This window comes from Cognatishimia sp. (assembly GCF_049116455.1).
Lineage (GTDB): Bacteria > Pseudomonadota > Alphaproteobacteria > Rhodobacterales > Rhodobacteraceae > Cognatishimia.
Genome location: NZ_JAGDYW010000005.1, coordinates 132633 through 146432 on the forward strand (window position 1 = coordinate 132633; position 13800 = coordinate 146432).

A 13800-nucleotide genomic window follows, 5' to 3' on the forward strand; every position below is an offset into this window, starting at 1 on the left:
CTTAGAATTCTGTCCGAATGGTCAGGTTGAAGGTCTGATCTTGGTCAAAGGCTTGCTTATCAACAGCTTTTGACCAGTTAAACCGCAGAGGCCCAATTGGCGTTGTCCAGAAAATGGAGAGACCAACGGTCTGGCGCAGTGTGAAATCATCATACAGAAGGGTGTTACCCGCTGCGGCCGCGCCATCTACCCCCCAAAGGGAGCCTACATCGTAAAAGAGGCCTCCGGAAATACCATATTCCTCGGGCAATCCAAGCGGGAATTCAGCCTCAAAACGCGCAACGGCATAGTATTTACCGCCCAGACCGTCGTTTAACGTAGCACCGTCATCTGCGGTTGAAATTTCACGCGGCCCCATACCAAAAGGTTCAAAACCCCGGAATTGACGGCTGCTCAACGCAAAACGGTTGTGAACGCGCGTATTGTTGTCCGGCGCATGAATTGCACCACCTTCCAAAGTCGCACGCAAGGTGACGTCACCATTGAAAACCTTGCGTTGAGCGACCGCACGTGCGGAAGTTTTGATATATTCAACGTCGCTACCTGGTCCCGCAAAATCCTGCCCAAATTCCAGAAGAACACCCGCATCCGGATTTAGACCACCTATCCGGGAATCAAAAGTATACGTATAGCCAATTGAATTTATCGTTTCTCGTCCACGATCAGCTTCGACTTCTACAATCGCATTTGGATCAATCGATGTGGGAACGACCATATCGACGCTTTCGTAGGTATAGCGAAGTTGCATCGCACTTTGCTCTCCAAGCGAAAACCCAATAAACGGCTGAATTTGCCCGATCGTATTTTCAAAACGAACCGCAGACAAGTTACTATCTTGATAAGACAGGTCAAAGCCAAGTGAGACATCGCGGCCTAAAAACGCCGGTTCAACAAAGCGTAGCTGGTAGTCATTCACATCAGGTGAAGTGGATACATTCACACTCAAAGATTGACCACGGCCCAAGAAATTCCGCTCGGTAAAACCAGCAACCAAACCAAACCCAGAATCCGTAGAATAGGTTCCCCCAAAGGTCAAAGACCCGGTTGGCTGTTCTTCAACATCAACATCTACAATAACCTGATCAGGGCTGGAACCCTGACGAGCATTCACCTCAGATGTTGTGAAGAAGCCCAACGCACGAATTCTCTCGGCTGCCTCACGAATCTCGCGTGGGTTAAACGGATCGCCTTCTGCAGTATTAAACTGGCGACGTACAACTCGGTCCAACGTGGTTGTGTTGCCCTCGATATCGATGCGTTCCACAAACACGCGCGGGCCGCGCACCAAGGCGAACTCGACATCAAGTGTGAGATCGCGATCATTGCGCGAAACTCGTGGTTCAACCCGGATGAAATCGAGCGCCTCTTGTGTGGCCTTGGATTCCATGCGGGCAATGGCGTTTTCCACCAACAGTGGTGAATAGGTTTTACCCGGTTTGATCCGCAGGGTCTTTTCGAAGGTTTCAACATCAACTTCTGGCAGATCACTCACAACAGTGATTTCACCAAAAGAGAACTGCTGCCCCTCTTCAACGTTGAATGTCAGGAAATAGGCGTCGCGCTCGCGCGCCAATTCGGCATTTACGCCTGTCACTCGGAAATCCACATAGCCGCGTGCTTGGTAGAAATCGCGAAGCAGCTGTTTGTCGAACTCAATCCGGTCCTCAACCAAAGTATCCCGCTTCACAACCGCGCGCAAAAGACCAGCTTGTTTGGTGCTGAGTTCGCGGCGAAGTCGACGGTCTGAATAAATTCGGTTTCCAACGAAACTCAGGCGTTCGATTTCAGCAAGTGAACCCTCAAAAATTTCAAAAACCAAATCAGCGCGGTTTTCTGACCGGCGAATAACGCGCGGCGTCACGCGTGCTGCGATTCGACCACTTTGGGCATAGGCTTCAGCAATGGCATCTGCGTCGCGTTCAGCTGTAGCTGGGTTCAGCACGCGGCGAGACTGGGACTCGATCACGGCTTCAAGTACATCGTCTTTCAAACGACGGTTACCTTCAAACTTTACCACGTTGATGGTTGGGAATTCGGTGACTCGAATGACAAGTCGATTGCCAGAGGGCACAAGTTCGACCGTTTCAAACAAACCTGTCGCCAAAATACGCTGATATGCATCATTTAGATCACCGGCAGAAACGACCTGACCGCGAGCGATTCCGGTGTAAGACGCAATGGCGGCATCTTCGATCCGGTTATTGCCTTCAATCAAAAGGGTGGAAAACCGATAATTCTGGGCTTCAGCCATATTCGGCGTGGCCAGAAAGCCCATTGAAACCAATACAGAAAATGCAATTGCCGTTTGGCGCAATGTTGCCTTGCGCATATTGCGGTGGCCGGCAGAGCCCCCAAATTTACTGCTCATTAACCCTAATCCCGTCAGACATCCCAGTCGCCAAATCAGTATCGGGATTAGACCTCAATGTCAAAAGCACAAACCACACGATCGGCAAGATCGCGTGGTCTTATGAAATTCGTTGTAACGCGCTGAAATAATCTTGGAAAACGGGCTAAGCGTTATGGCTGTTCAGTGCCAGAAAAAGCCCATGCTGCCTAGCTGAGCAGCAACGCCCAAGCTCAGCAAAATCGCTGCTGGAAACGCCAAACGTTCCCAATTTACATTCCAAAGAACGTTCATCGCACGGTAACCGTTATGAATCGTTTGCATGGATCTCTCCGCCGCTGAAGTACTGTCTTGCCCAAAATATCGAGGATAAATCGGGCAAGATTAGGGCAGTATAGCGCTTTTTGCGGTTAAGATCCCGTTTTATGGGCAGAAAAGATCGTTCGTCAGACCAAAGGTCATGAGTGAAACAATGATCAATAGACCCAATGTCATCAATACTCGTGTCACTTTTTCATTTGGTTTGCGGCGAGCAACGGCTTCGTAAGCATAAAACACAAGGTGCCCACCATCCAAAACCGGGATCGGGAACAGGTTCAGCAAACCAATCGCTGTGGACAACACCGCAATAAAGCGAATGAAGTCCGCAGAGCCTTGGCTGGCCATGGCGCCAGAGACTTGCGCAATGCCAATCGGGCCCGACAGGTTACAACTGCTGATTGCTCCGGTGATCATATGATAAAGGCCAGAGATCGATCCCTCGATGATATCGCCTGTTCGGGCGACAGCGACGGAGAGCGCAGTACCTAGCCCTGCCGCTTCGGTGGCAGGTTCAAAGGCAAACCCTCCCCCGATGCCAATCCGCCATTGGGTATGAAAGCCGCCTTCGGGCAACGGTTCATCCACGCGTTTTGGGGTCAAATCCATCGCGTTGACTGTGCCCGCACGCCAAACATCCAAGGCTAGGGTCGCGCCATCGGATCCTTCAACCGCAGATTTCAGCTCACTAAATGCGTGGATCGCCTGGCCGTTCACGCCAGTAATGACGTCACCCTCTTTCAACCCACTAGCAAATGCCGCGCTTTGCGGGGCCACTTGCGAAACATAGGGCGGATAAAAGTGCGGTCCTGTGACGGTGATCTCATCGCCATCGCGTTCGACCAGGTAGTCTAAGACTGATGTTTTCGGCAGCCCATCTTGGAAAGCGCGCGAGGCGTTTGCATCCTCCCCGCTCGGGAGCTCTACTCCGTTGATACCCAAGACAATATCACCCTGTTGAAGAGCGTAATCAGAGGTCGGTAGATCGCGTAGCGCGCCAACAATCAGCTTATCACCGACGACCCCTTGCGACAGGACAACGGCGGTGAAAATAAAGATAGATAAAGCGAAGTTAAACAAAGGCCCCGCCGCAACGGTCGCGGTGCGCGCCCAGAGGGGTGCCCCATGCATTGTCGAGCGCAGCTCTTCGTCTGAAAGCGCGGTCATGACGTCATCATCGGCCCCAGCAGAGGCTGCATTGGCATCGCCTTTAAAGCGCACGTAGCCGCCCAAAGGAATGGCCGCCAACTGCCACTTTGTGCCGCGCTTATCAACGCGTGAAAACAGAACTGGACCAAATCCAAGCGAGAACACCTCGGCATGAATGCCAGACCAACGGCCTACGATATAATGGCCATATTCATGGATCGCGACGATGACCGACAAAGCGACAACAAAGGCCACAATGGTCAAAGCACCGCTTTGAAAGCTCGGTAGAAGAGATGACAGATCCAAGGTTATGTATCCTTTGCACGCGTAGATTCGACCCGGTTTAATTGGGCTCTGGTTATTTCTTTGCGCTCACTAGCACAGCCGTCAGGCTTAACGCGAGACACAGCCAGCTTAGGCGCGATAAATATTTCGTAAAACACTTTGTCAATTTCAAGAAAGGCTGACAGCTAGTCTACTGCGCTGCCATCCCAAAAAACTCTGAAGAGGCGCCAAAGCTCGACATCAAGATCAAAACCATCAGTGCAGCCGCCATGAGCCCGTCAAAGCGATCCAACAATCCTCCGTGACCCGGTATCAGGTTACTGCTGTCTTTGACCCCTGCCCGCCGTTTGATCGCGCTTTCCGAAATGTCCCCTAGCTGGCTTGCAAAAGAAACCGCCATGCTTGCCAGACCCAACCAGAGGTTGCCAAAGGCCAAGCCCACCACAAAGGCAGCGACCCAACCAGCAGACGTACCGGCCCAAGTTTTTTTCGGACTTAACGATGGCCAAAATTTCGGGCCGCCAATGACTTTGCCTGCGAAATATCCAGCAACATCAGTGGCAACGACTACAAAGATCAGCCAAAGCACCCATTCCAACCCGCGGAATTCACGCAACGCAATAAGCCCGAAACAGGCCAAAAGCAGCCCGACGGCATAGGCGATAAAGCGAATACGATCTTTTGAAAGCCCGCTAGCACCAACCAACGCAGGCGCGAGTACGATGGGCATAAAGAAAGCAGCTGGCACAAAAAGCAGCGATATAAACGCCAAAATGACAAGTAAGCCCATTTGCAGGGGCCAAGATGGGCGATTTGACGGCATCATCCGTGTCAATTCCCAGATCATGCCCGCACATACAAACGATACCAATACGTGAAAAATCTCTCCGCCGCGCCACAGACCAAACAGGCCAACAGCCAACATCACCAAGGCAGATAAGATACGTGCTTGCAGGTCCCCCCACTTGCCGCGTGTTGTTTCAGAGGCTTTGTCGCGCGCGCTCATGCAGGCACGGCACCAAAACGACGCTTACGTTGGCCAAAACTGCCAACAACTTTTTTGAACTCATCTTCAGAGAAGTCAGGCCAGAGCGTGTTGATAAATTCATATTCCGCATAGGCCGATTGCCACAGCAGGAAGTTTGAAATCCGCGCTTCGCCACTGGTACGAATAACAAGATCAGGATCGGGCAAAACTCTTGTATCTAAATACTTTGGAAGCGTTTCTTCATCCACATCATCAGCAGAAAGTTTGCCGGCTGCCACATCTTTGGCCAAGCGTTTTGTCGCGCGTGCAACCTCATCACGGCCACCGTAGTTGATCGCAATGGTCAGATGTACCAGATCGTTTTCAGCTGTGGCTTCCTCTAGATCGTTCATCAGCTTCACAAGACTTTTGTCAAGCTGCACCCGGTCGCCAATAAACCGAACACGCACACCTTCCGCTTTCAGACTGCGAGTCTCTTTGCGGATATACTGGCGAAAGAGGCTCATCAGACCTGACACTTCGCTTTGTGTGCGCTTCCAATTTTCGGTCGAGAAGGCAAAGATCGTCAGATATTTGACCTCAAGCGGCTTACAGGCCCGCACGATCTCTTTGACGCGGCGCGCACCGGCATGGTGCCCAAACAAACGCGGACGGCCTTTGGCCTGTGCCCAACGTCCATTGCCATCCATGATGATGGCCACATGACGCGGCCCCTTCTGGGGTTCTTCAGTGGCCATACTCATAACCTTTTCACTTAACAGTCCTGACCATCAAACCTGCATGATCTCAGCTTGCTTGGTCTCAAGCGCTTCATCCACGTTTTTGATGTAGCTATCCGTCAACTCTTGCACTTCAGCTTCCCAAAGCTTCTGGTCATCTTCGGACATGCCATCGTTTTTGGCTTTCTTGATCTGATCCATACCGTCGCGGCGCAAATTGCGGATCGAAACCCGCGCGCTTTCCGCATATTGACCAGCCACTTTGCCTAGCTCACGGCGACGTTCTTCGTTCAATTCTGGGATCGGCAACATGATAATTGTACCGTTCAGCTGCGGGTTAATACCCAGACCAGATTCGCGGATCGCTTTTTCGACCTTGCCAACAAGGCCTTTGTCCCAAACGTTGATGGTAACCATACGCGGCTCTGGTACGTTCACTGTGCCGACTTGGTTGATCGGTGTCATGGAACCGTAGGCATCAACCTGAACCGGCTCCAGCATAGAAGCAGATGCTCGGCCTGTACGTAGGGATGCGAATTCTGTTCTCAAATTGCCCATCGCGCCATCCATGCGGCGCATCAGGTCATCGGTATCAAGTTCAAATTCTTCTGACATGGCGTTTGCTCACCTATTTTCGGGCTAAACCCGTGATTGTTTTTGCTACCTTAGCGAGTTTATTGGACCTTTGTATAGGTCCCGCGCCCGGCAAGGATACCCTTAAAGCCACCTGGCTCATCCAAACCAAAGACGATCAGAGGCAGATTGTTGTCCCGCGCCAAGGCAATCGCTGAGGCGTCCATGACCTTCAGGCGTTTAGCGAGAACGTCGTCATAGCTGACCTCGTCATAACGTACCGCGTCGTCGTGTTCTTTGGGGTCTTTGTCGTAGACACCATCAACGCCATTTTTCCCCATAAAGATCGCTTCGCAGGCCATTTCATTGGCGCGCAGCGTCGCAGCAGTATCTGTGGTGAAATAAGGGTTACCTGTGCCTGCGGCAAAGATACAAACCCGTTTCTTTTCCAAGTGACGCACAGCGCGGCGGCGGATGTATGGTTCTGCAACTTCATCCATACGGATCGCTGAAATCACCCGTGTAAAGACGCCGACCTCTTCCAAAGCAGACTGCATTCCTAGTGCGTTCATCACGGTCGCCAACATGCCCATATAGTCGGCAGTGGTGCGTTCCATGCCCTGTGCAGAGCCAGACAACCCGCGGAAAATATTGCCGCCGCCAATAACCAAACAGATTTCGACGCCGAGATCATGAACAGATTTGATTTCCTGCGCGATCCGTTGAACGGTTGGAGGGTGCAGACCAAAGCCTTGATCCCCCATGAGGGCCTCGCCGGAAATTTTTAACATGACACGATTATACTTGGTGTCCGTTTCTAGGGATGAATCGGCCATGTTGCACTCCGTCTACGCTGGGATGTAAATTGGCCGCAAGATGTCTGAATTTGCGGACATGTTCAATCCGAGAAGTCACTTCTTCGTACGGCATGGCCAAAAATTTAGCTAAAGAAACGCGGAAATTGTGAATGATCAACCTAAACGACCTGTCACCGGAGCAACCTGTGTTGATCGCCGGCCCAACCGCCAGCGGCAAAAGCGCACTGGCGCTCGAGATCGTCGCAGCCCAGGGCGGCGTGATTGTAAATGCGGATGCTTTGCAGGTTTATGAAAACTGGCGCGTGCTTTCGGCCCGCCCCCCTGCAGAAGATGAAGCGCAGGCCAGACATGCACTTTATGGGCATGTTGCGCGTGACCAAGACTATTCTGTTGGCCATTGGCTGAAAGACGTCGCGCCATTATTAGACGGTGGCTCACGTCCGATTATCGTGGGTGGCACGGGTCTGAATTTCACTGCACTGACCGAAGGTCTTGCCGATATCCCTCCCACGCCAGCTGATTTGCGCGAAGAGGCCAATCGCCGTGTCGCGAATGAAGGTTTTGAAACGCTTCGTGACGCCTTAGACGACGAAACCCGACGCCGCATTGACGTTCAAAACCCAATGCGCGTTCAGCGGGCTTGGGAAGTGCTGACATTGACCGGAAAACCAATCTGGCACTTCCAAGATCAAACACCCCCTCCTCTGCTGCCCATTGATCAATGCGCAGCCTTCGTGATGGAGGCGGACAAAGACTGGCTCAACGAACGCATCGCTCGGCGATTTGATTTGATGTTGCAGCAAGGAGCGCTCGAAGAGGCAGAGGCCAATCTCGCGGATTGGGATCCTCAATTGGCAAGTTCCAAGGCCATTGGGGCGCCCGAACTCATAGCCTATCTTAAAGGCGATACTACTTTAGATGAGGCACGCGAGCTGGCGACGATCGCCACTCGACAATACGCCAAACGGCAACGCACATGGTTCCGCTCGCGCATGAAAAACTGGCCCAAAGTCATTCTACCCGCCCCTGAAGAACCAAATTGATACAAATCGGACAATTCTAGGTGACTTTAGGGTTAAATAGGCCTACCAACTATCAATTATGATGCCACCTAGTCCTAAAAGTTAAGTCGATGAACGCTGTTCAGGTCATGACACTGGCTCAATTTGGGCAGAATGAACCATGGTTTAATACTTTGGTGCACGTTCAGCGCGGGGGCCTTTTGCTGTGGATCACACGTGGCCAGGGCGTCATCCATATGCACGGCCAAAGACGCGGGTTCAGCGCTAACAATGCCATCTACATTCCGCCTCAACATCTTTGGGCGGTTGATCTGGGACGGCAAACCTTGGGGCAAGCAATGCTTTTGCCCCCTGCACTTGCGAATAGCTTTCCAACTTCTGAAAAACTACTGCGCGTGAATGACGGCCTGTGTCAGAGCGAGCTGACAGGACTGATCGAAGACATGCGTCGCGAAATCCAACAGGATCGCCCGTTTGTCGAAGATGCCGTAGCGGCGCAATCAACCCTCGTGGGCATCTGGCTGCAGCGTCAGGTGGCATTGCATCCAGCGCCAAGCAAACCTAAAGCCTCTGAACGCCTGATGCGTCGGTTTTGCGATTTGGCCGTAAAAGAAGTTGGCACAGGCAAATCCATGGCCGATATCGCCGACAGCTTGAACGTGACCCCGACCCATCTTTCTCGAGTGAGCCGACAATCAGCTGGTATGACCGCAGCAGACATCTTGATCCAAACCTTGGTCCACGAATCCCGCCTGCGACTGACACAATCAACGGCCTCTTTTAAAACAATCTCAGAAGAGCTGAATTTTGGAAGTGCAGCTTATTTTACTAGGTTTATCCAACAGCATTGCGGGATGACCCCAAGCCGGTTGCGTCAAATGGCACAAAAGCAAAACCCATCAGGGTTCAAGTCTGCTCAGTTCCAAGAGCCCAATCGCCAAATTGCTTAGCGCTTAACTGCCCCAAATGATTTTGACGTAATTCTGCGTTTCTTTATAGGGTGGCACGCCGCCGTATTTTTTCACGGCATGCGGACCCGCGTTATAGGCCGCTAAAGCCAGCCGCCACGAGCGGAATTCGCGATATTGCTCAGCCAGATATTTGGCCCCGCCCTCTAGGTTTTCTTGCGGGACATTTGGGTTCACGCCCAGATAGGCTGCGGTGCCGGGCATCAGTTGCGCCAGCCCCATCGCGCCTTTATGCGAGCGCGCCTGTGCATTCCAACCGCTTTCCTGCTGCACCAGCTTCAGAAACAGATCGACCGGCACGCCATGTTTCATCGCCGCATTGCGCGCCATGTCCAGATATGGCCCGCGATACTTACCCTGGTACGACCCATCCCCCCATTTGGTTGGAGTGATCACGCGAGGCGGCGCTAGCCGAATGGCCGTATTGTATTGCTCCTGCGCGCGGGTATCCAATATATTGGTTTGGCTTTTAAAAAGATTGGTTCTGGATTTGCTGCCGATGATCTCTCCGGCCTGCAATGACAGCGGAGCCGCCATTGGAAATACCAAGAGGCCGGCTGCCAAAAGTGCAAAGTACTTACGCATTTTTTAACAAATCCCAGGTTCAATCCAGCGAAATATAACAATGTTCAGAAAGTTTTAAAGACTTACGCCTGTGATAGGGTAAAACCACTGGCAAATTATCGCTGGCCTTCCCCGCCTTAGGGTGGTGTATGTTGGCCCGAAATGAATATCTGATTCAGGGGGTAGGTTGATGGCCGGATCATTGAACAAAGTTATGTTGATTGGCAATTTGGGGCGCGACCCAGAGGTGCGCAGCTTCCAAAACGGCGGCAAAGTCTGCAACCTGCGGATCGCGACATCTGAAACATGGAAAGACCGCAACACCGGCGAACGCCGCGAGAAAACCGAATGGCATTCGGTCGCTGTCTTCAGCGAAGGCCTGGTGCGCGTTTGTGAGCAATACCTGCGCAAAGGCTCCAAAGTCTTTGTCGAAGGCCAGCTGCAGACCCGCAAATGGCAAGATCAAAACGGTCAGGACAAATACAGCACCGAGATCGTCCTTCAGGGCTTTGGTTCCACGTTGACCATGCTCGATGGTCGCGGTGAAGGCGGCGGCGGTGCTGGAGGTGGCGGCGGCTACGGTGGTGGCGCTGGTGGCGGACAAGGCGGTGGTTATGGCGGTGGCTATGACAGCGGCGGTGGCCAAGGTGGTGGTCAGGGCGGTGGCTTTGGCGGCGGTCAACAAGGTGGTGGCGGCAGCCGCGATCTGGACGACGAAATCCCGTTCTAAGCATTACCAGTGTTTAAAAGACCCCGCTCCGGCGGGGTTTTTCTATTTTGCAGGCCTTTTTTATGCAACGCGTTATGATCATCGGCCAACCAGGGTCTGGCAAATCCACTCTTGCCCGGGCGCTGGGCGCGCGTACGGGCTTGCCCGTCCATCACATCGATATGATCCATTGGATGCCCGGTTGGCAGGAACGCTCGCGCGAAGAAAAGACCCGGCTGTGCTTGGAAGTTCACGCCAAAGACCGATGGATTTTCGAAGGCGGACATTCAGTCACTTGGCCAGATCGGCTCGCGCGTTGCGACACGCTGATCTGGATCGATGTCCCCTTGGGAAAACGGTATTGGCGAGTCCTTAAGCGCACAGTGACAAGGTACGGTAAAACTCGGCCAGATCTGCCTGAAGGATGCCCCGAGCAGTTCAGTTTTGAATTCCTGAAATGGATTTGGGACACAAGGCGCAGCGCGCGTCGGAATTGTGCGAAATTCTATGAATTGGCAAAGGTTAACAAAGCGGCTTTCCATCTGACGAGCAATCGCGACGCGGCCAAATTTTTGACTTCTGCCACCGCCGAGCTAAAACACATTCAAGGCTGATGGCGAGAATACAAGGCGTAGCTAGCCTGAAGCGCTACGGCGCTGCATAACCAACAATCCAGCCCCGATGATCATGGCGATGCCAAGCAGCGATGAACTGGTGAGCGCGACGCCGAAGAACAAGACGTCCCAGATCACCACAAAAACGATATAGCTGTATTCAAAGGTCGCAATCGTGGTCGGCGGCGCGATTTGATAGGCTTTGGCCAGCAAAACACCAATCAGTGCGGCGAACACTGCCAAACCTATAAGGGCGGTCCAATCCACAGCCTGTACATCAGACCACAGACCAAACAAGAACGGGTAATTCTCGGCGAGTGCACCCGTGGGCGGCCAAACAGCAAAAACCAAGCTGACAACAAATCCAGCAAGCATCAAAGACGCATTGAACGATAAGGCCAGCGCTTCGGCAGGTACGCCCTGGCAGCGGGTCCGCGTAATCACAATCGCAAGTGCATAGAAGACCGCGCTGGCAAGCGGTAGGGCCGCGAAAACCGTGAAAGCATCAGAGCCCGGGCGCAGCAACACAACTACCCCTAAAAAGCCCAGACACACCCCAAGCCAGCCTAAGGGGTGCAGCGGTTCTTTGACGACAAAAACTGTAATGAGAGCGACAAAGATTGGCGCTAAATAGATTCCTGCTCCAGCCGTGGCCAGGCTGATAAAGGGCAGCGCCCCATAGAAGATTGCAAAGGCCAGCGTCATACACAGCGTACGCATGAGCGCCCAAGGCGCGTAGGCCCCAAGCAGCACATCGCGCAATTGTCTCTGATATCTGGCAACCAACATAAGAAGCGGCAGCGCTATGATCCCGCGGAGTGCAAAAATCTGCCACAACGACATGTTCCCGCTGAACAGCTTAAATGTCAGATCCTGCAGCGAAATCAGCAGGGCAGTGATGACAATCAAGACAACCCCACGCAGAACAGTCGGAGAAAGCACCTGGGTCGTCACGTGATCTCCTTCGTTTTCCTAAGAAATGGTTCTAAGAATTTCGCTAGGCGCGCTATAAAGGCAGTCCGTCTTTGAGCACCTGCACAACGACATCACGTGGCACATCTGCAGTGACAAAGGCCTCGCCAATGCCACGCGCCAGAATGAAGCGGAGTTGACCGTCGACCACTTTTTTGTCCTGCCCCATCAGATCAACAAGAGCCTCAGCGGAAGGCAGTGCGCCTTCAATATCCGCCAGATCAACTTTCATACCCATGGCTTTCAAATGCGCCCGCACGCGGCTGGGGTCTTCTTGGCTACAAAGGCCAAGGCGCGCCGACAGCTCAAACGCCAAAGCACAGCCAATCGCCACGCCTTCACCATGCAACAAACGATCACCATATCCGGTCGCTGCTTCCAGCGCGTGACAGAAAGTATGACCAAGGTTGAGAAGCGCGCGATCGCCCTGCTCGGTCTCATCCCGCTCAACGATGTCAGCCTTCATTTCGCAAGAGCGCTTCACCGCAGCAATTCTTGCAGCCACATCACCAGCTGCGAGTTTGGGGCCGTTGTCTTCAAGCCATTCAAAGAAAGCCGCATCCCCGAGCATGCCGTATTTCACGACTTCGCCGTAGCCTGACAGAAGATCGCGCTGTGTCATCGTACCCAGCACATCCACATCTGCCAAAACCAAAGAAGGTTGATGGAATGCGCCGATCAGGTTCTTGCCCTGAGGGGCGTTGATCCCGGTTTTGCCGCCAACCGAGCTGTCGACCTGCGCCAGCAAAGACGTTGGGATTTGCACAAACCCGACGCCGCGGCGCATCGTTGCCGCAGCGAAGCCCGTCAAATCACCAATGACACCACCGCCAAGGGCAATCACCAAATCTTTGCGCTCGACCTTTTGGGCCAGAAGCCATTCGACAGTTTGCTCAAAGTACGGCCAGCTTTTGGTGCTTTCACCCGCCGGCAGAACCAGCGCATCGCTTTCGATACCAGCCGAGGCCAATCCGTCTTGCAGGCTTTGCAAATGCAGCGCTGCGACGTTTTCTTCGGTCACGATCATCATGCGCTTGCGGTCGCTGATCTGACGGATCAGCTCGCCTGCGCGTGGTAAAAGCCCCTGACCGATGTGGATATCATAGGCACGATCACCCAGGCCAACATGTACGGTTTCCATAGCGCTCATGGATCAAGCCTCCAATACATCAGGACGGGTCAACAGCGCTTGAAACACACGCTCCGCCATGTCTTCGATTGAATATTTAGCATCCGACTTCACCGACAGGTCTGCCTTGGCATAGATCGGCACACGGGCATCGTAAATGTCAGATAGGGTTTGTCGCGGATTGGCTGTGCGTAACAATGGGCGCGTGTCTTTGTGGCGTACCCGCTGCCAAAGCAGATCAAGGTCGGCGTCTAACCAAACGGACACACCTTTTTGTGTGATCAAGTCACGGTTGCCATCCGCCAAAAAGGCACCGCCGCCGGTTGAAAGAATACCGCGTTCTTCATCAAGCAACCGATCAATGACCTGCGTTTCTTTGGTGCGGAAGAACGCTTCGCCGTCGCGGGCAAAAATCTCCGCAATCGACATATTGGCAGCTTTTACGATTTCGGCGTCGGAATCTAAGAAGGGAACATCGAGCTTCGCAGCCAAAGCGCGCCCAACGGCGGTTTTCCCCGCCCCCATCATCCCAACCATGACAACTGTTTTCTTCAGTTTCATATGCAACTGCCCAAATTTTTCGGGGCGTCGGGCCAATTTTCCGGCCAAAATCCGCCATTTGGCA

General features: G+C 53.0%; 15 protein-coding genes. 4 read left to right on the forward strand and 11 right to left on the reverse strand.

Annotated features, from left to right (window positions below):
• Position 1: 1 nt before the first annotated feature.
• From bamA to pyrH, 7 genes are all read right to left on the reverse strand, one after another.
• Positions 2 to 2368, reverse strand: coding sequence for an outer membrane protein assembly factor BamA (gene bamA / locus JXQ85_RS12620; RefSeq protein WP_421749293.1), 2367 nt, complete (start codon positions 2366 to 2368; stop codon positions 2 to 4).
• A 162-nt stretch (positions 2369 to 2530) separates the two neighbouring features.
• Complete coding sequence (locus JXQ85_RS12625) at positions 2531 to 2671, reverse strand: hypothetical protein (protein ID WP_421749294.1); 141 nt, start codon at positions 2669 to 2671, stop codon at positions 2531 to 2533.
• Positions 2672 to 2770: 99 nt separating this feature from the next.
• Positions 2771 to 4120, reverse strand: a complete 1350-nt coding sequence (gene rseP / locus JXQ85_RS12630) for an RIP metalloprotease RseP (RefSeq protein WP_421749295.1) — start codon at positions 4118 to 4120, stop codon at positions 2771 to 2773.
• Positions 4121 to 4289: 169 nt separating this feature from the next.
• Positions 4290 to 5105 (reverse strand): phosphatidate cytidylyltransferase, encoded by an 816-nt coding sequence (locus JXQ85_RS12635; protein ID WP_421749296.1) that lies wholly within the window; start codon positions 5103 to 5105, stop codon positions 4290 to 4292.
• On the reverse strand, positions 5102 to 5830 hold the full coding sequence (locus JXQ85_RS12640) for an isoprenyl transferase (protein WP_421749297.1): 729 nt from the start codon (positions 5828 to 5830) through the stop codon (positions 5102 to 5104). Before JXQ85_RS12640 ends, JXQ85_RS12635 begins: the two co-directional genes overlap by 4 nt.
• A gap of 27 nt (positions 5831 to 5857) precedes the next feature.
• Positions 5858 to 6421: a ribosome recycling factor gene (gene frr, locus JXQ85_RS12645; RefSeq protein ID WP_421749298.1), complete on the reverse strand. Its 564-nt coding sequence runs from the start codon at positions 6419 to 6421 to the stop codon at positions 5858 to 5860.
• 59 nt (positions 6422 to 6480) lie between these two features.
• Positions 6481 to 7215, reverse strand: a complete 735-nt coding sequence (gene pyrH, locus JXQ85_RS12650; protein WP_421749299.1) for a UMP kinase — start codon at positions 7213 to 7215, stop codon at positions 6481 to 6483.
• 131 nt (positions 7216 to 7346) lie between these two features.
• Here pyrH and miaA point away from each other — a divergent pair, with 131 nt between their 5' ends.
• Together miaA and JXQ85_RS12660 are read left to right on the forward strand one after the other, a co-directional pair.
• Positions 7347 to 8240 (forward strand): tRNA (adenosine(37)-N6)-dimethylallyltransferase MiaA, encoded by an 894-nt coding sequence (gene miaA, locus JXQ85_RS12655; RefSeq protein ID WP_421749300.1) that lies wholly within the window; start codon positions 7347 to 7349, stop codon positions 8238 to 8240.
• Between the two features lie 89 nt (positions 8241 to 8329).
• Positions 8330 to 9169: a helix-turn-helix transcriptional regulator gene (locus tag JXQ85_RS12660; protein WP_421749301.1), complete on the forward strand. Its 840-nt coding sequence runs from the start codon at positions 8330 to 8332 to the stop codon at positions 9167 to 9169.
• Between the two features lie 3 nt (positions 9170 to 9172).
• On the opposite strand, the gene JXQ85_RS12665 is transcribed toward JXQ85_RS12660, so the two are convergent.
• The gene (locus tag JXQ85_RS12665) at positions 9173 to 9724 is read right to left on the reverse strand and encodes a lytic transglycosylase domain-containing protein (RefSeq protein ID WP_421749830.1); all 552 of its coding nucleotides are present in this window, start codon (positions 9722 to 9724) and stop codon (positions 9173 to 9175) included.
• A 217-nt stretch (positions 9725 to 9941) separates the two neighbouring features.
• On the opposite strand from JXQ85_RS12665, the gene ssb reads away from it, so the two are divergent.
• Entirely contained in the window at positions 9942 to 10481 is a 540-nt protein-coding gene (gene ssb, locus JXQ85_RS12670) for a single-stranded DNA-binding protein (protein WP_421749302.1), read from the forward strand.
• A gap of 62 nt (positions 10482 to 10543) precedes the next feature.
• On the forward strand, positions 10544 to 11074 hold the full coding sequence (locus tag JXQ85_RS12675) for an AAA family ATPase (protein WP_421749303.1): 531 nt from the start codon (positions 10544 to 10546) through the stop codon (positions 11072 to 11074).
• A 21-nt stretch (positions 11075 to 11095) separates the two neighbouring features.
• Here the strand turns inward: JXQ85_RS12675 and JXQ85_RS12680 are convergent, their stop codons facing one another.
• Genes JXQ85_RS12680 through JXQ85_RS12690 form a run of 3 tightly spaced genes read right to left on the reverse strand, consistent with a single transcriptional unit; the run spans position 11096 to position 13736 of the window.
• The gene (locus JXQ85_RS12680; protein WP_421749304.1) at positions 11096 to 12028 is read right to left on the reverse strand and encodes a DMT family transporter; all 933 of its coding nucleotides are present in this window, start codon (positions 12026 to 12028) and stop codon (positions 11096 to 11098) included.
• A gap of 52 nt (positions 12029 to 12080) precedes the next feature.
• A complete protein-coding gene (aroB, locus tag JXQ85_RS12685; protein WP_421749305.1) occupies positions 12081 to 13196 on the reverse strand; it encodes a 3-dehydroquinate synthase in 1116 nt (371 codons plus the stop codon).
• 3 nt (positions 13197 to 13199) lie between these two features.
• Positions 13200 to 13736: a shikimate kinase gene (locus JXQ85_RS12690; RefSeq protein ID WP_421749306.1), complete on the reverse strand. Its 537-nt coding sequence runs from the start codon at positions 13734 to 13736 to the stop codon at positions 13200 to 13202.
• Positions 13737 to 13800 lie beyond the last annotated feature (64 nt).